The organism is Galbibacter mesophilus (genome assembly GCF_023721415.1).
Taxonomy (GTDB): Bacteria; Bacteroidota; Bacteroidia; order Flavobacteriales; family Flavobacteriaceae; genus Galbibacter; species Galbibacter mesophilus.
In genome coordinates this window covers 47,105-69,630 of record NZ_JAMQVC010000003.1, presented here as the reverse complement: position 1 = coordinate 69,630, position 22,526 = coordinate 47,105, and the positions used below count along the sequence as shown (strand labels likewise).

Genomic DNA, 22,526 nt, shown 5'->3' with positions numbered 1-22,526 from the left:
CCGTAAATTATTTTTTTGTAATTTAAACCCTCGATGAGGGTTTATTTTTTTATTTCAATTTCTGAAATGACTCACTAAATCCTTAAATAAGCCTTAGCTTGTAGTATTTCCAGGGCTTGTATTACAAATTCCCCCACATAATTACTTTTTTCAATTCATTAAAAAAACTAAAATGAAGAAATGCCTTTTAGCACTGTTCTTACCCTTTCTATTTTTGGGGTACGGTCAAGAAATTTCGGTGGTAGATTCTGCTGCCGTGAAAAAACTGGACGAAATGGGAGAATACATGGGTACGCTCCAATCTTGTAAATTCACCTTAGAGCGTTCCATTGATGAAATGGACCTCTACGGACTCCAAAAACATTTTTACACAGATGAAATCAGCATGGTTGGTCCAGATAAAATGATGGTAAAAAGCAGGGGCACACACCACGATAAAGATTATTACTACAACGGCTCCCGATTTGTTTATTACTCGGCTAGCGAAAATAACTTTTGTGTACTTCCCGCTCCCGATAATATTATAAAAATGATTGACAGTCTTCATGAAAATTTTGGCATACGGTTTCCTGCCGCCGATGTTTTTTATCCCAGCGTAACAGACGATTTATTGGCTGAATTCCCCGTGATTCTCTACCTAGGGGAAGACATGATAGATGGAAAGGAATGCTCGCAAATATTAGCATCCAATAATAAAATGAATGTGCAATTATGGATTGAAAACAAAGAAGAACCATTACCTATAAAATTGGTTATTATCCATAAAGACGGAAATCAAGACCACTACGAAGCAACTTTTACCAATTGGCAAGTAAACACAAAAATAGCGGATTCAGTTTTTAATTTTTTACCGCCTGAAGATGCCCGATTGATAAATATTATGGCGAAAAAATAACGGTTAATTATTCAATTAAAAGATTTTCAAAAATGAATTCATTTACTAAAAATAGTATCACTTATGCTAAGCTTTTGCTCTTGGTTGGGCTGCTTAGCTTTCCATTAAGTTCTTTAGAAGCTCAACGATTTGGACATGGAGCCAGTCGTGGCGGGAAAAATATGTCAAGACCATCCGGTGGGCGTTCGGTTAACGGTGGCTTTCAAAGACAGCCCAACCGAAATTTCTCTTCATCTAGACCTTCTAACATGCCGAGTGCCAGACCGGCTACGCGTCCGTCGCATAACACCAACACTAGGGATATTTCGCGCCCAAGCAATAGCAAGCCTAAAATAGATAGGGGTAATGCCAACATCAAAAATAACAACAATCGTGATTTTTCCAATTCTAAGGTGGTTAACAAGCCACGCACAAAGAATAATGTGAACATCAACAATAATAGAAACAACATTAATATTAACAACCGCACCAACATAAACATTAATAACAGACATACCGTTGTGGTTGCCAACCCTAGGCCTTATAGAAGACCGCCTTACAGATACGGCGGATTCGGGTTCTATTGCTATCACCCGTATTATTATCATCCATTTAGACCATTTTATTGGGGACCTATTTGGCATCCTTGGGGCTTCTTTGTGGCCTCTTTAGCAACAACAGCCATTATTGTCAGTATAGAAAACGACGCAAATGAATACTATTACGACCAAGGGAACTACTATAACAAAGTGGAAGATGGTTATACGGTAATTCAAGCACCGGTTGGCGCTACCATTAAAGTATTGCCCGACGGGTATGAAGTGGTAGAACAAGGTGGCTCGGGAAGTACCACCAATAATTACTATTACGGCGGTGCTTATTACGAGAAAACCGGTGATGGTTACACCGTTGTGCCTCCCACAGCGGGAACTATTGTAGAAAACCTACCGGAAGGTGCCGAAGAAGTTAGAGTTGGAGACCAGACATACGTAAAGTATGGCGAAACATACTATCAACCAGTACAAGTGGATGGTAAAAATATGTATGAAGTTGCAGAAGTAAAAGAAGAATAATTTTTTCCTGCGAATTGAATATTAGCAATCAAAGCCGACCTTAAAAGGTCGGCTTTGTTATATTTATGACAAACCAAAGCTTTATTCCGCCACAACCTTACCAAAATTTAAATATCTTGACTTAGCGATTAATTCCCATTTTAGTATCTTCGGAAATGAATTTAAACAACCATTCAACCATGAAGTCTAAATTATTATTTGTAAGTACCCTCTTATTTTTATCACTCGTAATAAGCTGCCAGGAAAATACTTCAACTGAAATGATAACACATACCGTTTTTTTTAAACTGAAGCATCCAAAAGGTTCTGATGCTGAAAAGGTTTTTATTGAAAAAGCAACCGCACTAAAAGCTATCCCTACCGTAAAAAACATGAAAGCCGTGAAGGAAGTAGGCAAAAAAAATAATTTCGATTGGGGACTCACCATGCAATTTGCCAATCAGGAAGATTATGACACCTACAATAACCACCCCGACCATGTAAACTTCGTTGAGAATGTTTGGAAAAAAGAAGTCGTGGAATTTATGGAGATTGATTATATCGAGAATTGATTTTCTTTTGCTGAAAAGAATACGTAAAACCTATTAAAAACATATCCAGCGAGGTCTTGAGCGTCTCCCGATACGTTATAGGACGTGTTCGACGAGGTTTTTTAATGCGCTCGCCCGGTTAAAAAACCTATAAAATTGGATTTAAGCTACGGGTTTTCCGTATAAATCGAAATCGCCAGCTTCTTCTACAATGATGTTGGCAAACTCTCCTGTTTTTAGGTAGTATTGAGAAGCATCGATAAGCACTTCGTTATCAACATCAGGAGAATCGAACTCGGTTCTTCCCACAAAATAATTCCCTTCTTTTCTATCAATCACACATCGGAAGGTTTTCCCTACTTTTTCCTGATTCAATTCCCATGAAATCTGCGATTGGATGTCCATTATTTCAGAAGCACGCTGCTGTTTTACTTCTTCAGGAACATCATCCTCTAAGTTATAGGCATGTGTATTTTCTTCGTGGCTATAGGTAAAGCATCCTAAACGCTCAAAACGCATTTCTTTAACCCACTCTTTCAAAATTTGGAAATCTTCTTCAGTTTCTCCAGGGTAACCTACAATTAGGGTAGTACGTATGGCCATTTCTGGTACAGCTTCCCTAAATTCTTTCAGTAATTTAGTCGTTTTTGCCTGTGTTGTACCTCGACGCATCGACTTTAAAATAGCATCTGAAATATGCTGTAACGGAATATCTATATAATTACAAACCTTAGGCTCGTTCTTCATCACTTCCAATACATCCATCGGAAAACCAGTTGGGAAAGCGTAATGCAAACGAATCCATTCTATTCCTTCCACTTTCACCAATTCTTTCAGCAAATCGGCTAAAGCACGTTTTTTGTACAAGTCCAAACCGTAATAAGTGAGGTCTTGCGCTATAAGAACTAATTCTTTTACACCGCTGGCAGCCAATTTTTTAGCTTCCGTTACCAACGCTTCAATGGGCGTACTTTTGTGTTTTCCACGCATTAAAGGGATGGCACAAAAGCTACAAGGTCGGTCACATCCTTCAGCAATTTTTAAATAAGCATAGTTTTTTGGTGTTGTTGTAAGTCGCTCCCCTATCAATTCATGCTTATAATTGGCACCAAGGGCCTTTAATAAACTAGGTAATTCTGTAGTCCCAAAATATTGATCAACATCGGGAATTTCTTTTTCCAAGTCTGGCTTGTAACGCTCGCTCAAACATCCGGTTACAAAAACCTTATCTACTTCCCCTTGCTCTTTCTTCTGCAGAAACTCCAAAATAGTATTTACACTTTCTTCCTTGGCGTTGTTTATAAAACCACAAGTGTTTATTACCACGACATTTCCTTCTTCTTCATGAACAACTTCTTTTCCTCCAGCCTTGAGTTGCCCCATGAGTACTTCACTATCATACACATTTTTAGAACATCCAAGGGTAACTACATTTATCTTATTCTTCTTTAAAGACTTTGTTCTCATACAACCTATAATTATGCGGAATAATGATTTATTCAAAAACCAAAAAAGCGCTTATTTTAAAACAGTGGGCAAAATTACGATTTGAAAAGGTATAAAACGAAGATATTTAGGTTAAATCTTTTAGTTCTATTGAAAAACTTGCTGTAAATAAGGAACTAACTGCGATTCGTAATAGCGCAGGGCAGAAACCAAGATAATACAGACCACGATAAAATACCAGTTGTACTTTTCTTTTTTCACTATGTAAAATCCAACAGCCGCCATAATCCCCAAGAAAACAGCTATCAACAGATTGGGCCAAAACCACAACCCTTGAAAAATGGCATACACTTTTACGGCCGCATAAAACAGTCCGTAATAGGCAATAATTTTGGTGATGGTAATTTGGTATCGGTCTTGTAGGTTACTCATAATTTTGTGGTAGTTTACGAACGGGAAGTTCTTGCTCAAAAATATATCCCAATTGCAAAAGTAATTGTTCCTGAAATGGCAAAGCGATAAAAGTAAGACTTATAGGCTCTCCCGATTTTTTATAGCCCATGGGCATTGCCAAAGCTGGATATTTGGCCACCGCAGCATAGGCAGCATGATAGTTATTGATAGACAAAACAGCATCTACCTTATATTTTGAAAATGTAGGTTCAAAAAATTGACGTCCGTTGAACTGAAGACTGTCTTTAACTACTTCCAATTGCTCAATGGTAGTCGTATCGGATACGATTCCGTCAAACAATGCCTGTTTATATGGCTCTCGAATAACCGAATCCTTTAAATTGAAATCGATTATTTCTTGAATATTCTTTACCGTTACTTCTTTACTGGCGTAGGCATCGAGATACGCTGGTAAGTCGTTCTTCATATCGATATTCAACAACGTTAAAAATCCGTTTAATTCTACATTTGGCGCTTCGATTTCTACAATTTGGAATCCGATTTCTTTTAATTTCTGAATCGTTTTTAGATAAATTGTATCACCTTCCATCAAACTCTTTAAGGCTCCAAGCTTAATAGTATCTGCTGAAATATTCTTCAATTCTTTGAAAAAGTTAACATCCATTTCAACCGAAGCTACATCCAACTGATCTTTTCCCAACATGGCGTCGAGAAGTATGGCATTATCCGTAACATTCTTGGTCATTGGTCCAGGCGTATCTAGCGTACTGGAGATGGGCACAATTCCCGAGCGACTTAACAAACCTACGGTAGGCTTTAAACCTACCACCGAATTCTGACTGGAAGGCGATAATATGGATCCTGCAGTTTCTGTGCCTACAGCAGCAACAGCATAATTTACCGCGGTTACGGCGCCACTTCCCGAACTGGAACCACCTGATTCAAAAATCTTTCTTCCGTATGGATTTAAGGTTTGTCCGCCAATGGCAGAGTAGCCTAGCGGACAGCCATCACAGAAATAATAGGCCCACTCGCTTAGATTTGCTTTTCCTAAAATTAGCGCACCTTTTTCTTTTAATCGTTTAGTAATAAAAGCATCATCAGTGTAATTCTCCAGTAACGCAACTGCACCCGCCGTAGTGGGCATTCCAATTGTACCAATATTGTCTTTCAGCAATATCGGCATTCCAAAAATTTGATTCGGTATATTTTTGTTCTGCTGAAATAAACGGTCTTTTTCTTCCGCTTCTTCCACCACATTTTTGTTAAGACTTATAATTGAGTACAGAGAAATATTGGGGTTACTTTCGTATTTATGTATGCGATAGAGATAAAAAAGAACCAACTCTTTATAAGTAAGTTTTCCCTCTTTTATTTGTTGCTGAATGGCAAGAATATCTTTTTCAATAATTTGTGGCTTCAAAGTATTGTATGCCTCCTCTCCGAAATTTTGTAAATCCTTTTGAAACGGTTTCCACATATCACCGCGATCTACTTTTGACTGAATTAATTTAAACCGCATACGCTCATTTTCATGTGCCTGCTGTTTTTCAATTTCTGAAGCTTCATTGTAAGCCGTATTTCCAGCTTCTATCTTTTCGGAATCTTTTTCAGATTTACACCCAAAAAAACAACTTATGATTAGAAGGAATAGGAGTTTTTTCATCTACGCAATTTTCTTTAAAGATAATCCCTTTCTTTCAATCAAAAAAACCTTGCTGAAATGCATCAACAAGGTCTTTTTTATGTTACTCATGAAATAAGGTTACTTGAAAAAAGAATCTACAAATTCGTATTTATTAAAGACTTGCAAATCTTCTATCCCCTCACCTACGCCAATATATTTTACGGGAATTTGGAATTCATCTGATATTCCGATAACCACTCCACCTTTAGCCGTTCCGTCAAGTTTGGTCACCGCCAAGGATGTTACTTCGGTAGCTTTTGTAAATTGTTTGGCTTGTTCAAAGGCATTTTGACCGGTAGAACCATCGAGTACCAAAAGCACGTCGTGAGGCGCATCGTCCACCACTTTTTGCATTACACGTTTCACTTTGGTAAGCTCATTCATTAAATTAACCTTGTTGTGCAATCTTCCAGCGGTGTCTATAATCACTACATCTGCATCCTGGCTAACCGCTGATTTCAACGTATCAAAAGCAACCGACGCTGGGTCACTGCCCATGCTTTGTTTTACAATTGGAACCTCAACACGGTCTGCCCATATCTGTAATTGGTCTATTGCCGCAGCACGGAAAGTATCTGCAGCACCTAAAACAACTTTTTTTCCTTGTTTTTTAAACTGATAAGCCAACTTTCCAATTGTTGTTGTTTTTCCAACACCGTTTACCCCAACAACCATGAGCACGTAAGGCTTTTTATCTTCTGGAATTGTAAACTCTTTTTCTTCGCCAGAGTTCGTTTCCGAAAGCAGTCCTGCAATTTCCTCTCTAAGAATAAGATTGAGTTCATCCGTGCCTAAATATTTATCTTTAGAAACACGCTCTTCGATACGCTCAATAACCTTTAGCGTAGTATTTACACCCACATCACTGGTCACCAAAACTTCTTCCAGATTATCCAATACCTCATCATCTACTTTGGATTTTCCGGCAACCGCTTTACCCAGCTTCGATAAAAAACTGGTTTTAGACTTTTCAAGTCCCTTGTCTAAAGTCTCTTTCTTTTCCGAAGAAAATATTTTTTTGAAAAAACTCATCCGTTGTTCGTTGTTAGTTGATCATTTTTAGCAAAAAATAGTGTTTTTTGCTTCCAAAACTTTTTCAACATCAAATATATAAAAACAAAAAGCTACTTTCCCTAGAAAGTAGCTTCATATATATAATAAGTTGTGAACTTCTTATTTTTGGTTTAACCAGTCGTTTACTTCTTCTGGAGCCATTACTGACTCAACAAAAGTATACGCTCCACTCTTTGGAGACTTAACCATTTTGATAGCTTTGGTTAATCTCTTTGAACTTGTTTGTAAAGTTGCTACTGTCTTCTTTGCCATGGCTTATTATTTTATTTCTTTGTGAACAGTCATTTTTTTAAGGATAGGATTAAATTTCTTAATCTCTAATCTATCCGGCGTATTCTTCTTGTTTTTTGTAGTAATGTAACGAGAAGTTCCTGGCTGACCAGAAGCTTTGTGCTCGGTACATTCTAAAATAACCTGTATTCTATTACCTTTCTTTGCCATTTTTTATATCGTTTTAACGGATGAATTAATTACTTAATAAATCCTTTTTCTTTTGCTTCTTTTAAAACCGCTGTAATCCCTTTTTTGTTGATGTTCTTCAACGCAGAAGTAGATATTTTAAGGGTAACCCAACGATCCTCTTCTGGTAAGAAAAAACGCTTTTTAATAAGGTTAGCATTAAATTTACGCTTGGTTTTGTTCATCGCGTGAGAAACGTTGTTCCCCACCATTGCTTTCTTTCCTGTAAGTTCACAAACTCTTGACATTCTTCTAAAACTTTAGTGTTATTTTAAAACAGGGTGCAAATTAACGAATTTTTGACTTGTAAGACAAGTAAATAAGCTATTTTTTTAAAATTTCTTTTAAAAGCATTTCCAAAGCCTTGTTAACCGCTTTATTTATCACTTTCTCCCGGTGGTTACCAAAATTAAATTCTTCTGAAAAAACCTTGTCTGGGGTGGCCAATGCTATATAAACGGTACCTACTTCTGCATCAGAATCTCCTTTTTCTGGTCCGGCATTGCCGGTTGTAGCAATTGCATAGGTGGATTTTAATAGTTTTTGCGCATTTTTAGCCATCGATTCGGCAACTGGGCCGCTCACTACGGAATGCTCTTCTATTAAAGATTCACTTACTCCTAATACATCTATTTTAGTTTCCGTGGCATAACTTACCACACTTCCCCGAAAATGAGACGAAGCACCAGGCACAGAAGTAATAGTTTCCGCAATTTTTCCTCCCGTACAACTTTCCGCCGTTGCCAAAGTAGCGTTGTTCTCTTGTAAGAGCTTACCGAGAATCATTTCCATGGTGCTATCCTCTTCCATTCCGAAGAAAATATCATTGATAAGCGGATTTAAACTATCCAGTTGCTTTTTAACTTCAGCGTCCAATAAATCCTTATCATCTCCTTTGGCCGTTAACCGCAGCCGCACTTTCCCCAAGTTGGGTAAATAAGCCAATTTTATAAACGACGGTAAATTATCTTCCCACTCTTCCAACCTTTGCGCAATGGCACTCTCCCCTAATCCGTAAGTGATAAGCGTTTTGTGCAGTATAAAAGGTCTTTTATATTTTTCCTGTATTTTAGGCAATACTGCATCTTCCATCAACGCTTTCATTTCATAAGGTACTCCAGGAAGCGAGACAAAGGTTTTAGACCCTTTCTCCAACCACATACCGGGAGCCGTTCCATATTTATTCTGCAAAACGGTTGCTTTGGAAGGTACCAACGCCTGTCTTCTATTTAAATCTGAAATAGGGGTACTGATGTATTTTTTGAAAAGGTCTTCTACATTTTGAAGAACACTTTGGTTCTCTATCAACTCATCATTAAAATATTCACATATTGTATGCTTGGTAATATCGTCTTTGGTTGGGCCAAGTCCGCCAGTTACAATAATAACATCTGCCCTTTCTTCCGCTTCAGTAAATGCTTGAATGATATGTTGTCTATCATCCTGAACAGAGGTTATTTGGTAAACCGAAACCCCGATTAAGTTTAATTTCTTGGCAATGTAGGCAGAATTGGTATCAACAATCTGACCAATAAGAATTTCATCCCCAATAGTTATTATTTCTGCAAACATACTAACTGATGTGTGCTTTGAAAAGTTTAAAAGATTCCTGAAGTTCCTTTTCCGCGCTATCTAAAAGATTTTTTATAGCATCCATGTCTTGGTCACCACGAGCATGACCTTCTATTGTTAACATTTCATCCCTCACACTATCTATTCCTAACAAATCGGCATTGGGCTTTATTTTATGCGCAAACTGATATATGTGCGTAAACTCTTGGTTACTCACTGCATTTTTTAAGTTTGATAAATCTTCGGGGGTTTCCAGCAAAAAAGTTTCTATGACAGAAGTGTTGAATTCTTCATCTCCTCCTGATAGTTCATTCAATTTGCTTAAGTCGTATTTCATGTGTTAGTGTTTATAGAACTCATCTTAACTTTTTCTATTTCCTAAAAAATCAAGATGCGTTCATAGTTATTTAGCGGCGTATTTTAATATTATTTTACGAGTACGGAAAACATTTCGTCTTCCTCCAAAAATCCTGTCAATTGGTCGTTTTCATACACTTTCCCAACACCAGCAGGCGTTCCCGTAAAAATAATATCTCCTGTTTTCAGTGTAAAATAAGTGGAAATATACGAAATTAACTCATCGATTTTCCAGAGCATTAACGAAGTATTAGCATTTTGAACCACCTCGCCATTTCTTTCCAACCTAAAGTTGAGATTGTCTACATCACCTAATTTTTCCTTTGGAATCCATTTTCCCACAACGGCAGCGTCATCAAATCCTTTCGCTTTTTCCCAAGGAAGTCCTTTTTCTTTAAGCTTGCTTTGAAGGTCGCGAGCTGTAAAATCTATTCCCAGTCCAATTTCTTTGTAATACTTCGGAGCGAATTTAGGGTCGATATGCTTCCCGACTTTACTTATTTTTACCAACACCTCAACTTCGTAATGAACGTCATCGGAAAAATCTGGAATGTAAAAATCGTGTTGGTTTTTTAAAACCGCAGAATCCGGTTTGATAAAAATTACCGGGTCTGTTGGTTTTTCATTCTGAAGTTCTGCAATATGCTCGGTATAATTCCTACCAATACAAACAATTTTCATTTAATTCTTAAGTTAATTCAACTTGGTGTTCAGCTTTCTCAATTTAATAGCGGTAAGCACTTTTTTAGTGTACAAAGGGAAATCGGCATTAAGCAACCACCCAAAATAACCCGGCTCCTGCTCCATAACATCTTCCACTTTTTTTCCTTTGTGTTTCCCGAAGGAGAAAACCTCATCGCCATCATCATTATACACAATAAAACCAGCAAAATCTGCTGTTTGTTTGCGTGTGGTAAAATCACCTAGAAACTTCATGTTATTTTGCAATTCTTCGTACCTATCCAATTGAGACTTTAGGATTTCGTAAGTGGCATTCGTATCTGCTTCCGCAGAATGGGCATCTTCCAATTTTTTTCCACAGTAAAATTTATAAGCGGCAGAAAGGGTTCTTTGCTCCATTTTAAAAAAGATAGTCTGCACATCTACCGATACACGGTTCCCCATATCAAAGTCAATATCGGCGCGCAACATCTCTTCGGCCAGAACAGGAATATCAAAGCGGTCTGAATTATACCCAGCCAAATCACTGTCTTTAATCATATTATAAATGGTTTTGGACAGTTCTTTAAAAGTAGGTTCGTTGGCTACCTTCTCATCTGTAATCCCATGTATTGCCGATGACTGTGGAGGTATGGGCATTTCGGGATTTACCAGCCAAGTTCTACTTTCTTTATTTCCGTTGGGAAAAATCTTGAGTATTGATATCTCTACAACCCTGTCTTTAGCAACATCGATTCCAGTGGTTTCAAGATCGAAAAAACAGATAGGCTTTGAAAGGTTTAATTCCATGCTATTAATTTAAAACCATAAAATTAGGCATTGAAAAAATAAAACCCCGAAAAATTCAGGGTTTATTTTGTGTTATACGTGTTAAAATGGACTATATCTCTTTGTCGGCATCCCAAGCTTCCAAATATTCTGCTACCCGTTGTACGAATTGTCCGCCCAAAGCTCCGTTTACCACGCGGTGGTCGTAGCTATGCGACAAGAACATTTTATGACGGATACCAATAAAGTCACCTTCTGGGGTTTCAATTACTGCCGGTACTTTACGAATCGCTCCCAACGCTAAAATAGCAACTTGCGGCTGATTGATGATAGGCGTGCCCATAACACTGCCAAAAGTTCCTACGTTGGTAACAGTGTAAGTACCTCCTTGAATTTCTTCAGGCTTCAATTTGTTTTCACGTGCTCTATTGGCCAAATCGTTTACGCGTTTCGCCATGCCTACCAAATTTAGTTGGTCTGCATTCTTAATCACGGGAACAATTAAATTTCCATCGGGAAGCGCAGCAGCCATTCCTAAATTGATATTCTTCTTTTTGATTATTTTATCGCCATCAACCGAAATATTAATCATTGGAAAATCCTTAATGGCTTTTGCCACGGCTTGCATGAAAATAGGAGTAAAAGTAAGTTTTTCTCCTTCCCTTTTCTGAAACTCATTTTTCACCTTATTTCTCCAATTCCAAATATTGGTAACATCTACTTCTATGAAACTTTGTACATGTGCGGATGTTTGCACACTTTCCACCATATGATGTGAAATGAGTTTCCCCATTCGCGACATTTCAATAATTTCATCTTGCCCATTAACCGAAACAGGTGTTGCTTGCGCAGCTTTCGCCATAGACTTTGCTGGTTCTTTTGCTAGCGCAGTCTGTTTTGGTGTTTCCCTAGCAGGTTCTTGAGGTTTTACGGTCTCTTGGCTTTTTGTTTCAGGAGCTTTTGCAGAGCCTCTGTTTTCAAGGTAATTCAACATGTCATATTTGGTAACGCGACCGTCTTTACCTGTACCTTTAATGGTTTCTAACTCACTTAAACTTACATTCTCCTCCTTGGCAATATTTTTCACCAATGGAGAATAGAACCTTTCTGAGTCGCTAAAATCCTGAGAAGATGTCGATACATTTTCTTTAACAGTTTCTATATTTTCTTCGATGGAAGCGGCTACTTGCTGTGTCTCTTCTTCTACTTCATCATCTGTGTCATTTACTTCCGAAACTTGTTCCTCAGCATCCCCATCTGTTTCAATAATGGCCAATACATCACCTACTTTAGCCACATCATCTACTTCAAAAAACTTTTCAACCAACACGCCATCCACTTCACTGGGCACTTCAGAATCCACTTTATCGGTAGCAATTTCCAAAACGGCTTCATCAGCCTCGATGGTATCGCCCACTTCTTTTAACCATGAAGTAACCGTTGCTTCTGCGACACTTTCTCCCATTTGGGGAAGTTTTAATTCAATTCTTGCCATATCAATAATTTGTAGCTGTTTTCTGATGTTTGTTTTGCGAAAATACTAAAAAATATGCTTTTGTATTATTAAATTTTCTAATCTTAGTTTACAATACCTTTATTCATTTTTTAAGGAATTCTCAAAAGGAACTCTATGTAAAATACTTCTTCCCAAGGTTACTTCATCTGCATACTCCAATTCGTCGCCAACTGCTATTCCCCTAGCAATGGTGGATGTAACTACTTTATAAGGTTGCAATTGCTTAAATATATAAAAATTGGTGGTATCCCCTTCCATAGTAGAACTTAAGGCAAAAATAATTTCGTCTACTGTGCCCTCTTTCACTTTCTCAACCAGCGAGGCAACATTTAAATCCATTGGGCCTACGCCGTCCATTGGCGATATTTTTCCTCCCAACACATGATAAATTCCTCGAAACTGACCTGTATTTTCAATAGCCATCACATCACGAACGTCTTCGACTACACACACCAAAGCTTTTTCCCGCTTCGGATTGGCACAAATTTCACAAATTTCGAAATCGGAAATATTATGGCAGCTTTTGCAAAATTTAACTTCCTGTCGAAGGTTCAACAAAGCAGAAGTCAAATTCTTCGTCTGACTCTCGGGCTGGCGCAATAAATGCAGTACTAAACGCAACGCTGTACGCTTTCCTATGCCCGGCAGTTGAGAAACTTCGTACACGGCATTCTCCAATAATTTTGATGAAAACTCCATTGCTGCGAAATTATGCCATTTCCCTTACAAAATGAAATTTATACCATTTACTTTTTTCAATTGAAAAGCCATCATAATATCCAAAAATCGCCTTCACCAACCTACAGAATTCATCATAAAAACTGATTAATTTTATTAGACAAAAAGTTTTTAGTGGCTTTCATTCCCGAAGGGTTTAATAATACATCCTATACTAAAAATAAATCCTTCGGTTGGCGCATAGATTTCGGGGAATTCTGGATTATCGTGCGGCGGAAGCACTAAAGGAGAAAACCTACTTTGCCTTCTATCGGTAAAATTCTCAAAATTCACAAAGGCACTTAAAAATTTAAAATTTCGGACTACAAGCAATCCCATTAAAACATAATCTGTGGTCTTTGTTCCATTTGACAAAAACTGTCTGCCAGTGTAAAATGTTTCATAGCCTATTCGCCATTTATCAGTTTCATACATCAGTACGCTCCCCGCATTATGTTTAGCAGTAAGGGGCTTTTGAGGATTCCCTGGTAAATAATGCAACTTTGCATCAATGAAAGCGTAGTTTAAAAACCACCTAAAATCCTTGTATGTAAATTTAATGTTTGTTTCGGCACCTTTACTAAATATTATATCGGGTGCATTTTCATACTCATAAAAATCGTTGTTAGTATTGTTCAAGAGCAAAGCATCCTTTATAGAAGTAGCATAAAACAATTGATTAATACTGAAACCAATATTATCAAACAACCGTGTTTGGTAATTAAAATCTAAATTAACCCCATACGAACGCTCTGCATTCAAGGAAGATTTATCAATTGGAAGAACATTTTCAAAGTTTACCCTTTCAGCTTCTTCAGTAAAAATATCGGGTATTTTGTAACCTAGTCCTCCACCTATTCTACTTGAAAAACCTTTTTCAGTTTTATAAAGCAAGGAAACTCGTGGTAATGGGAAAAAACCAAAATCAGTATTATAATCGACTCGCAATCCCGTTTCCAACACCCAATTACGGGATAAGTCGTAAATATTCTTTCCAAAAAATCCGTACGTTAAATCCTCTTGGTCTCTTTGCAACGGTGCGGTATCGATTTCATCAAAATTGGAAGAATATATATTAGCTCCCAAAATCCAATCGGCTCTATCTGTGAATTTTTGATAATTAATTTCTGAAAAAGTATTGATTTGATTGCCCTCGAAAGTAAAGTCTGGCACGCTCAATTTTCTATCAAAAAATGAAACACTATTCTTGATGTCCAAAGAACTGCTCTCATTTAATTGCTTTGTAAACACTGCCTGACTGCTCCATCGTCTAGAAAGATTTTCTTCGGAATATTGATGAATTCCACTTTCACCATTTTCTATGGCAGACATGTCCCCACCAATTCGCTTGTCGTACGTTCCATTTACACCCACCCAAACGGTAGTTTTTTCCGAAGGGTAATAAAATAACTTTGGATTGAAAGAAACGGAAGTAGTCCTTGGCAAGTTGCTAAAATCATCATTCTCTGGGTCATATTCCTTTTGGTAATTCCCAGAACCGTAAAGTGTAAAACCAAATTTCTCATTTCGCTTGCTGTAAAAAACATTAGCTGTACTCCCTAAAGCCTGTGTTTGAGTAAACATTATGTCCAAATCGGGCTCTTCGTCCGGTGTTTTTGATACCAAGTTCACTAAACCTGCAATTGCACCACCACCATATACGGTGGAAGAACTTCCTTTAATAATTTCGAATTGTTGTAAATCCAAAGGAGGAATCTGCAAAATACTCAATCCACTTGAAAAACCACCATACAATGGGAATCCGTCCCGTAAAAGTTGAGTATAGCGACCATCAAGCCCTTGTATTCTAATATTGGTATTTGCACTACTCAAGGAGGTTTGCTGCATTTGTATCCCAGTACTTTCACGTAGTACCATAGATATGTTTGTAGGGTTCATAAATGCTTTTTCCATCAATTCTTCGCCTCCAATCAATTCAATACGCGTAGGGATTTTTTGAATGGTACGTGTACTTCTTGAAGATTGAATCACCACTTCATCGAGTTCACTTTCGTCAGCAGTGAGCTCAAAAGACAAGTTGCCGTTATTAGGTATTCCAATAGTTGCATTGAGGGTTTTAAAACCTATATATGAAATTGAGACTTGGTATTCTCCATTTGGAATATCCGAAAATACAGCAATACCGTTATAATTGGTCACCCCTCCTCTATCGAGGTCTGAAAAATAAATCGTAGCTCCTGTAAGCGGCTCACCTTCCAATGCTGTGGTTACTTTTATCTCAATATCGGAAGTTTGTGCCATAATTGTGAAGCACGGGAATATGATGAGCATAAAACTCAAAAAAAATTGTTTCATTGTGAAATGTATAATTGATTAACTAAAAGTGATTTTGATTCTATTTCAGTTAATCAATTGCGGCGGTTGCCAAATATTGGAAAAGTAATTAAAAATGTAATTCGATGTGTAAGACCCTATAAGCGAAGTAGGGATTTCTATGTTCCAATCCAAATGAAAAGCTTTAATTGGCTCATACGCAATTGTCATTCCACAGCAATTACAAATACAGGTAATCGGGCAAGCATCATCACTGTCTTTTTGATGGTCGCGATTCAATCCAATTTCTTTCCCACATTTATCTTCTACATCAAACCCATCGGAACAAGGTATCGTAGACAAAAAGAGAAATAGAAAAGACACTATGAATGCCCAGTTTTTCATCGCTTCAAAGATAAAAATTATTGAAATAGAAAGTAATTCTTTTGAATATTAAATTCTTAAAGTTCTATTTCCCCAATCAATTTTCTAACATAGTTTTGTATTTTTCGAGCTCGAAAATTAATTTATGAAGCCATTATATATCCTACTCATTATAGCTGCCTATTTTGGCATCCTAATTTTAGTATCCTTTTTAACCAGCAAAGACGAAGAAAGTAATGATAGTTTCTTTAAAGCAAACCGGCAATCGCCTTGGTACGTGGTTGCTTTTGGAATGATTGGCGCATCACTTAGCGGAGTCACTTTTATCTCGGTTCCCGGCTGGGTAGAAGAATCGAAATTTGGCTATATGCAAGTGGTACTGGGCTATATTTTGGGATATTTTATCATTGGCAGTGTGTTACTGCCACTTTATTACAGACTCAACCTCACTTCTATTTACACCTATCTTGAAAAAAGATTTGGCAACAATAGCTACAAAACGGGAGCTTCATTTTTTTTACTTTCTAGAATTATAGGGGCTAGTTTCCGTTTGTTTCTCGTGGCAAATGTGCTGCAAGTAATAATTTTTAATCAAATAGGTGTTCCCTTTTGGGCAACAGTAACGCTTACCATCGTTTTAATCTGGCTCTATACATTTAAAAGTGGGATTAAAACTATTGTTTGGACAGACACATTGCAAACTCTTTTTATGCTAATTGCTTTGGGAGTGGCCATAGTTACGGTTTACAACGATTTAAATATTGATGACACCAATTTAGTAGGCTTTATTTCTTCTAGTGAATTGTCTCAAATCTTCTTTTTTGATGATATTAAAAGTGCTAATTATTTTTGGAAACAGTTTATTTCTGGAGCATTTATTGCTGTGGTGATGACAGGTCTTGACCAAGATATGATGCAAAAAAACCTAACGTGCAGAACTTTAAAAGATGCTCAAAAAAACATGTTCTGGTTTACCATTGTTCTTACCATTGTAAACTTTATTTTCTTGTGTTTAGGACTATTAATGACCATTTATGCTCAACAAAACGGCATAGACGCTCATAAAGATGACCTTTTTGCCGTGCTTGCCAAAGACTATTTGGGTGTTGCTGTTTTTATTTTCTTTTTAATCGGACTCATAGCCGCGGCCTACAGCAGTGCAGATAGCGCGCTTACCTCTTTAACAACTTCCTTTAGCGTCGACATTTTAAATATTGAACAGTACGAAGAAAAGCAGCAAATAAAAATTAGAAAACGTATTCACGTCGCATTTTCATTGCTGCTCATTTTTGTGATCATCGCTTTTAAATATATTATTCAAAACGAAAGTGTAATTGCCAAACTTTTCGTGTTCACCGGGTACACTTATGGTCCGTTGCTCGGACTTTATAGCTTCGGACTTTTCACTAAATTAAAAGCTAACGATGCCTATATTCCTTTAATCGCTATTCTCGCTCCAGTTTTATCGTATTTTATCAGTTATTTAAGCAAAGCCAAATTTGAGTTCGATTTTGGCTTTTTTGTCTTGATTTTAAATGGTGCGCTAACCTTTATCGGACTATTACTCATTTCCAAAAAGCCAACTTCCGAAGAAAGAGAAGCTTTGTTAAGTATTGGAAGATAGCCCTTAAAACCCTATAAAAAGGATTAATTCAACTTACGAACGTTATTTTTACTAATACTGCCCAGTGGAGAGCAGCACTAAAGTACACGCTACTTCCACCTCTATATTGTTATCACGGAGTTTTGCATAGAAGTCGGGATTCTCGGTTCCGGGATTGAAAATCACTCTTTTTGGGCGCAACCCTATGATGAAATCGTAATACGACTCTTGATTCTTTGCATTTAAATACAATGTTACCGTATGTACATCCTTATATTTTTTTAAATCGGTATCAATGGCAATGCCAGCCACTTCACCTTCTCTCAATCCAAAAGCAACCACTTCTTTACCAGTACTTACCAGTCTATTTATCGCAATATTACTATATCTCGAAGGCTTCAAAGACGCCCCCATTACCAATGTTTTCTCCATTTGTTAAAGTATGTTAAAGATTCTTTTCTGATGTAACAGCATTTGACTTTGGTCGTCTTTTATGTAACAACCCAATTTAAAGATAATCATTAATCATCAATCAGAAAATCAATCTAATCAATGAAATCATTTTTAGTAGGATGCTTTGCATTCCTAACATCCATCGCATTCGCACAAAACAGTGTACCGAATACCAATTTTGCCAAAATTGGAACTATTTCCGGAGTAATTATTGACCAAAACACACAACAACCCATTCCCTACGCCACCGTTATGATTAAACAGGAAGGCACAACCGTACTGGGTGGAATAACCGAAGATAACGGGGCTTTTCAGCTATCAGATGTTGAAGAAGGTTCTTATCAGTTTGAAGTTCAATTTATCGGCTATCAATCGTTCTCTAAATCAATTTCCATTTCAAAGAGCAACCGTAAAGTGAATTTGGGAACTATTGCCTTGGAAGAAAATATTACCGAACTCGAAGGCGTGGACGTCGTTGCAGAACGTTCCAGTATTGAGCAAAAAATAGACCGAAAAGTGGTAAACGTAGGAAAAGACCTTACCACACAAGGGCCTACGGCAAGTGATATTATGAATAACATACCGTCGCTAAATGTAGACCAGCAAACCGGCGAACTTTCCATGCGCGGTAATTCCAACGTACGGGTAATGGTAGATGGCAAACTCTCCAATGTTCCCGTGGCACAATTACTGAAACAAATCCCTTCTACATCTATAAAAAAGATTGAATTAATCACCAATCCGTCTGCTAAATACAATCCAGAAGGAATGAGCGGACTAATAAATATTGTGTTATATAAAGATGCCAACATTGGTTTCAATGGTAACGTAAATGTTGGAGTATCGCACGAAATAGAAGCTAAATTCAATAGCTCTTTAGACTTAAACTATAGACGTGGAAAGTTTAATTTCTACGGAAATGTGGGTACCAATATTGGAAAATATGTTAATAACGGAGAAGTAGAACGACTCGATGACCCAAGTACCAATTTTAATGAAAACCAAATACAGGACTTTTATTTCTTCAACAACAACAAATCGTATCTGTATAAATTGGGAGTGGATTATTTCTTAAATGAAAAAAATACCATTTCCCTATTTACCAATCAGAACCTATTTGATGGTAAAGGGTTTGGGGATACTGAAATCATCAACTTCGACCCTTCCGTAGGAAATTCAGACCAGCTATTTAATAATGAAAATGCTAACCGAAATGAACAATATAACTTCGATTACAAAAGAGATTTCGAAAAAGAAGGCCACAATATTGAACTGGAAGTAGATTACAGCTCCTTCCAAAACGATGAAGATGCCAATTTTGATTTCGATGGGGAAACCAATCAACCCGATTATATGGATTTTGTTGACACTTACAGAAAGCAAACCATTGCCAATTTGGACTATGTAAACCCGATTAACGAGAAAGGGAAATTGGAATTGGGCCTAGAGGCACGTCTTTTTGAAACAGATGTGGATTATTCTTCTACCGGCTTTACTTTTGATGGTGGCGGACAACTTATTCCCATCCCCGATACCGAATTCGTTTACGGAATGGACATCTATTCAGCTTACGCTACCTACGGACAAAGTTTTGAGAAATGGAGCTACCAAGTGGGCGCCCGTTTTGAAGACGTAAGCGTAAAAGCAGACACTAACAGTGCGCGTAGTTTCACCGATGATTACAAACAACTCTATCCATCGGCTTATGTAACCTACACGCCTTCAGAAAAAAACCAATTTCAAGTAAGTTTTAGTCGCCGAGTGGACAGGCCAGGACTTACACAAGTAAATCCGATTCGGGAATGGAGCACCCCGCAAATTTCATCCTTCGGAAATCCGAGTTTGCTTCCACAGTTTACCAACTCCTATGAAACAAACTACACCCGCCGGTTGGAACATGGTAGTCTTACTTTTGGCTTATACTACCGTACCATTAAAGATGAAATTAACCGCGCCCTATATGTAGACCGATTGGATTTGAGCAAGCAAATACTTACATACGACAATTTTGATGACACCGAAGCCTATGGTATAGAAGTTTCCACCAATTACAAACCTTTGGAATGGTGGAGCATAAACGGAAGTTTCGACCTGTACGCACAAACCCAACGCGGACTTACAGAAATTCTAGCGCCGGACGACACTCCTACAGTAGATGATATTATTGAGCAGGAAGTAGAAGTAGATAACGTAGCTTACAATTTTAGACTGAACAATAATTTTAATGTTACCAAAAAAATAAGCTTGTCATTGTTTGGTTTTTACAGAGGCGAAAACCGAGGCATACAAATGAATGCAAAGCCCATGTATTTTGTAAATACGGGTGGGCGATACAGTTTTGCTGATGGAAAGGGAACGTTTAGCTTAAACTTCAACGACATTTTTAACACCATGCAATTCCAGTTTGATGGCGAACGCCCCTACGAACAACGAGGAGCATTCAATTGGGAAAGTAGAACCATTTACGCCGGACTTTCTTATCGCTTCGGAAGTGGTAAAAACCGAAAAGCTTCCCGTAAAAACCGTGATAGCAACACCAAAGAAGGCGGCGGTGGAATTATGTAAACTGAAAGAATAATAGCGCATTAACACCAACTACATTTAAAAAACAACCATAAACAACCAACCAAAACACCCAATAGAGGCAGCGACATACAGTTGATGGTTAGTGTAATAAAGTTGCTGCTGAAAGGAAGTCCGAAAACATCTACGTTTTCGGACTTTTTTATTAGTCACTCCAGGAGTCTTTCCGAACACTTGAAATTATTTTTTTATTCTATTTAGCCGATAAGGCGTTAAGCTGGTAAGTTGTAAAGTTCACGCTCCCGAACCATCTCAGCGACTACAAACTACTTTTTAACAACTACGACTTGCATTCTTCCAACTGAGATTTACTTTGTCACTACTTTAGTTTACTTCCTTTTAACTGAAATCTACTTTTTTGCTACTTAGCTTTACTTTACAGCAACTACAACTTACATTCTAACAACTGAGCGTTACTTTTTATTAACTTCATTTTACTTTTTTGGTACTTAAAACTACTTTTTAAAAACTGTGCTTTACTTTTCCCGCACTTGAAATCAGGTTATGGCATTTCAAATTAATTCAACAAAAAAACCTACGAGATTTTTAAAGCCTCGTAGGTTGTAGGTTTTTATTTTGAGCCTAAAGTAACAAACTGAAGTAGTCTAGACTCGGGTAATAAATTTTAAATATTAACCAATTTGGTTATCGGGATCGAGGTAATCTGGAATACCGTCATTATCATGATCGTCTGGAATACCGTCACCATCTGTGTCGTACTCAAATTCCGTTAGAATTCCGTCACCATCATCATCCGCATCCAAATAATCTGGAAGTCCGTCACCATCCGTATCATCGTTTCGTGGATCACCATCACCATCTACATCCTCTATATGGGAAGGAATCCCGTCTGGGGAAGCTACATTTCCTGAGGAGGTTTGGATGATATCTTGGTCTTGATCATTGAACTGAAGCATGTCAATTTTAAAAATTAAAGTACGGTAATCTCCCCCAGAGTAAAAAGCTAAACCCGATGGAACAAAAGAAACACCAATCCCATAATCATTATTCCATTGCAAGGTGCCATCTCCATTTTCAACAAAGCCAGTTCCCTTTGCTATTTTTATAGCTAATTGTTTAAATCCCTCGGAAAGATTTGGAGCAACTGTATTAAATGGAGTTTCAACTACAGATTCATCGATTACATCCCCATTGATTTCATCTGTTTGATACCTAACTAATATTTGGTGCCCTAGTTTAGGTTTTTCGGAAACCCCTTGTCGAGCAACTAAATAATACATTTTTTGAGGAACATCCTGAACGTCTATTGTAGTATCTTTCACTTGTTCAATTAACGGTGTTTTATCTGCATTTTCACCGGCAATAGTGTCCAATACAATTTTATAATCAAAATCTGCCGATGGGTTGGCAAATTCTTCATAATTATAAAAATGTGTATTCAGATAGTCTTGCAATTCAGCCTCGTTTTCAGCTGTAACTTCTGCCAAATCTCTCAACACCGGACCATTATTTCCATCGTCATCATTGTTACAGGCGGTAAACAGGTAAAGCCCTAAGAACACAGGCAATAAATAGGTAATCTTCATCAATCTTGCTTTTTCAGTATATATTATTATATTCCTCGAATTCAGGTGCGCAAGATACTATTTTCTAGTATTTTTGCTTTACCCATTAACGAAATTTTTTATTTAGTGTTATGCGTATTGATAAGTATTTATGGTGTATAAGATATTACAAAACCAGAAATATGGCTACGGAAGCCTGTAAAAAAGGACATGTTACCTTAAACGGACAGAAGGCAAAGCCCTCACGCGATGTTTTTCCAACCGACAGCATAGAGCTACGTAAAAATCAAATTAATTACCAAATTAAGGTTCTCGACATTCCCGATAACCGAGTTGGTGCTAAATTAGTGGACATCTACCGGAAAGATGTTACTCCCAAGGAAGCCTTTGAGCATGTGGAATTGCTTAAATACTCAAAAGAATACTACCGAAAAAAGGGAACAGGACGACCCACAAAAAAAGACCGCCGTGATATTGATGATTATCTGGATGAATAAATTCCGTTATTTATAGGAAGAAAAGTTTCCGTACAAGC

General features: G+C 37.5%; 23 protein-coding genes. 6 read left to right on the top strand and 17 right to left on the bottom strand.

From position 1 onward, the window contains the following. The first annotated feature begins 172 nt into the window (after window positions 1-172). From NDQ75_RS12125 to NDQ75_RS12115, 3 genes are all read left to right on the top strand, one after another. Window positions 173-895: a DUF2092 domain-containing protein gene (locus NDQ75_RS12125; protein WP_202029599.1), complete on the top strand. Its 723-nt coding sequence runs from the start codon at window positions 173-175 to the stop codon at window positions 893-895. A 32-nt stretch (window positions 896-927) separates the two neighbouring features. Then, complete coding sequence (locus NDQ75_RS12120; protein WP_202029600.1) at window positions 928-1,947, top strand: DUF6515 family protein; 1,020 nt, start codon at window positions 928-930, stop codon at window positions 1,945-1,947. A gap of 260 nt (window positions 1,948-2,207) precedes the next feature. Beyond that, entirely contained in the window at window positions 2,208-2,498 is a 291-nt protein-coding gene (locus tag NDQ75_RS12115) for a Dabb family protein (RefSeq protein ID WP_242513724.1), read from the top strand. Window positions 2,499-2,639: 141 nt separating this feature from the next. Here NDQ75_RS12115 and rimO read toward each other — a convergent pair whose 3' ends face one another. The 15 genes from rimO to NDQ75_RS12040 all read right to left on the bottom strand — a co-directional run bounded on the left by rimO (window position 2,640) and on the right by NDQ75_RS12040 (window position 15,847). Then, on the bottom strand, window positions 2,640-3,944 hold the full coding sequence (rimO, locus tag NDQ75_RS12110; RefSeq protein WP_202029602.1) for a 30S ribosomal protein S12 methylthiotransferase RimO: 1,305 nt from the start codon (window positions 3,942-3,944) through the stop codon (window positions 2,640-2,642). 126 nt (window positions 3,945-4,070) lie between these two features. After that, a complete protein-coding gene (locus NDQ75_RS12105) occupies window positions 4,071-4,355 on the bottom strand; it encodes an SRPBCC family protein (RefSeq protein WP_202029603.1) in 285 nt (94 codons plus the stop codon). Next, on the bottom strand, window positions 4,348-6,003 hold the full coding sequence (locus NDQ75_RS12100) for an amidase family protein (protein WP_202029604.1): 1,656 nt from the start codon (window positions 6,001-6,003) through the stop codon (window positions 4,348-4,350). The genes NDQ75_RS12105 and NDQ75_RS12100 overlap by 8 nt, the downstream gene beginning before the upstream one ends. Window positions 6,004-6,102: 99 nt before the next feature. Beyond that, window positions 6,103-7,056 carry a signal recognition particle-docking protein FtsY gene (gene ftsY / locus NDQ75_RS12095; protein WP_202029605.1) on the bottom strand — a complete coding sequence of 318 codons (954 nt, stop codon included), beginning with the start codon at window positions 7,054-7,056 and terminating at the stop codon, window positions 6,103-6,105. Window positions 7,057-7,197: 141 nt separating this feature from the next. Further along, on the bottom strand, window positions 7,198-7,350 hold the full coding sequence (locus NDQ75_RS12090; RefSeq protein WP_202029606.1) for a DUF4295 domain-containing protein: 153 nt from the start codon (window positions 7,348-7,350) through the stop codon (window positions 7,198-7,200). A gap of 6 nt (window positions 7,351-7,356) precedes the next feature. Beyond that, window positions 7,357-7,539 (bottom strand): 50S ribosomal protein L33, encoded by a 183-nt coding sequence (gene rpmG / locus NDQ75_RS12085; protein WP_202029607.1) that lies wholly within the window; start codon window positions 7,537-7,539, stop codon window positions 7,357-7,359. 29 nt (window positions 7,540-7,568) lie between these two features. Beyond that, window positions 7,569-7,805: a 50S ribosomal protein L28 gene (gene rpmB, locus NDQ75_RS12080; protein ID WP_202029608.1), complete on the bottom strand. Its 237-nt coding sequence runs from the start codon at window positions 7,803-7,805 to the stop codon at window positions 7,569-7,571. Between the two features lie 76 nt (window positions 7,806-7,881). Next, entirely contained in the window at window positions 7,882-9,129 is a 1,248-nt protein-coding gene (locus NDQ75_RS12075) for a competence/damage-inducible protein A (RefSeq protein WP_202029609.1), read from the bottom strand. 1 nt (window position 9,130) lies between these two features. Continuing rightward, window positions 9,131-9,466 (bottom strand): Hpt domain-containing protein, encoded by a 336-nt coding sequence (locus NDQ75_RS12070; RefSeq protein ID WP_202029610.1) that lies wholly within the window; start codon window positions 9,464-9,466, stop codon window positions 9,131-9,133. An 89-nt stretch (window positions 9,467-9,555) separates the two neighbouring features. Beyond that, window positions 9,556-10,167, bottom strand: coding sequence for a fumarylacetoacetate hydrolase family protein (locus tag NDQ75_RS12065; protein WP_202029611.1), 612 nt, complete (start codon window positions 10,165-10,167; stop codon window positions 9,556-9,558). A 12-nt stretch (window positions 10,168-10,179) separates the two neighbouring features. Further along, entirely contained in the window at window positions 10,180-10,956 is a 777-nt protein-coding gene (locus NDQ75_RS12060; RefSeq protein ID WP_202029612.1) for a 3'-5' exonuclease, read from the bottom strand. Between the two features lie 91 nt (window positions 10,957-11,047). Beyond that, entirely contained in the window at window positions 11,048-12,430 is a 1,383-nt protein-coding gene (locus NDQ75_RS12055; RefSeq protein ID WP_202029613.1) for a dihydrolipoamide acetyltransferase family protein, read from the bottom strand. Window positions 12,431-12,529: 99 nt separating this feature from the next. Beyond that, complete coding sequence (gene recR / locus NDQ75_RS12050; RefSeq protein ID WP_202029614.1) at window positions 12,530-13,150, bottom strand: recombination mediator RecR; 621 nt, start codon at window positions 13,148-13,150, stop codon at window positions 12,530-12,532. 150 nt (window positions 13,151-13,300) lie between these two features. After that, window positions 13,301-15,484 carry a TonB-dependent receptor gene (locus NDQ75_RS12045; RefSeq protein WP_202029615.1) on the bottom strand — a complete coding sequence of 728 codons (2,184 nt, stop codon included), beginning with the start codon at window positions 15,482-15,484 and terminating at the stop codon, window positions 13,301-13,303. A 45-nt stretch (window positions 15,485-15,529) separates the two neighbouring features. Beyond that, window positions 15,530-15,847, bottom strand: a complete 318-nt coding sequence (locus NDQ75_RS12040; protein ID WP_202029616.1) for a DUF6660 family protein — start codon at window positions 15,845-15,847, stop codon at window positions 15,530-15,532. Between the two features lie 124 nt (window positions 15,848-15,971). On the opposite strand from NDQ75_RS12040, the gene NDQ75_RS12035 reads away from it, so the two are divergent. Continuing rightward, window positions 15,972-17,450, top strand: a complete 1,479-nt coding sequence (locus NDQ75_RS12035; protein ID WP_202029617.1) for a sodium:solute symporter — start codon at window positions 15,972-15,974, stop codon at window positions 17,448-17,450. 51 nt (window positions 17,451-17,501) lie between these two features. Here NDQ75_RS12035 and NDQ75_RS12030 read toward each other — a convergent pair whose 3' ends face one another. After that, window positions 17,502-17,861, bottom strand: coding sequence for a CoA-binding protein (locus NDQ75_RS12030; protein WP_202029618.1), 360 nt, complete (start codon window positions 17,859-17,861; stop codon window positions 17,502-17,504). Window positions 17,862-17,981: 120 nt separating this feature from the next. Between NDQ75_RS12030 and NDQ75_RS12025 the strand changes: the two genes are divergently transcribed. Further along, on the top strand, window positions 17,982-20,447 hold the full coding sequence (locus NDQ75_RS12025) for a TonB-dependent receptor domain-containing protein (protein ID WP_202029619.1): 2,466 nt from the start codon (window positions 17,982-17,984) through the stop codon (window positions 20,445-20,447). Between the two features lie 650 nt (window positions 20,448-21,097). On the opposite strand, the gene NDQ75_RS12020 is transcribed toward NDQ75_RS12025, so the two are convergent. Then, window positions 21,098-22,012, bottom strand: a complete 915-nt coding sequence (locus tag NDQ75_RS12020) for an FKBP-type peptidyl-prolyl cis-trans isomerase (RefSeq protein ID WP_202029620.1) — start codon at window positions 22,010-22,012, stop codon at window positions 21,098-21,100. Window positions 22,013-22,122: 110 nt separating this feature from the next. Between NDQ75_RS12020 and NDQ75_RS12015 the strand changes: the two genes are divergently transcribed. Continuing rightward, a complete protein-coding gene (locus NDQ75_RS12015) occupies window positions 22,123-22,488 on the top strand; it encodes an RNA-binding S4 domain-containing protein (RefSeq protein WP_202029621.1) in 366 nt (121 codons plus the stop codon). Window positions 22,489-22,526: the final 38 nt, after the last annotated feature.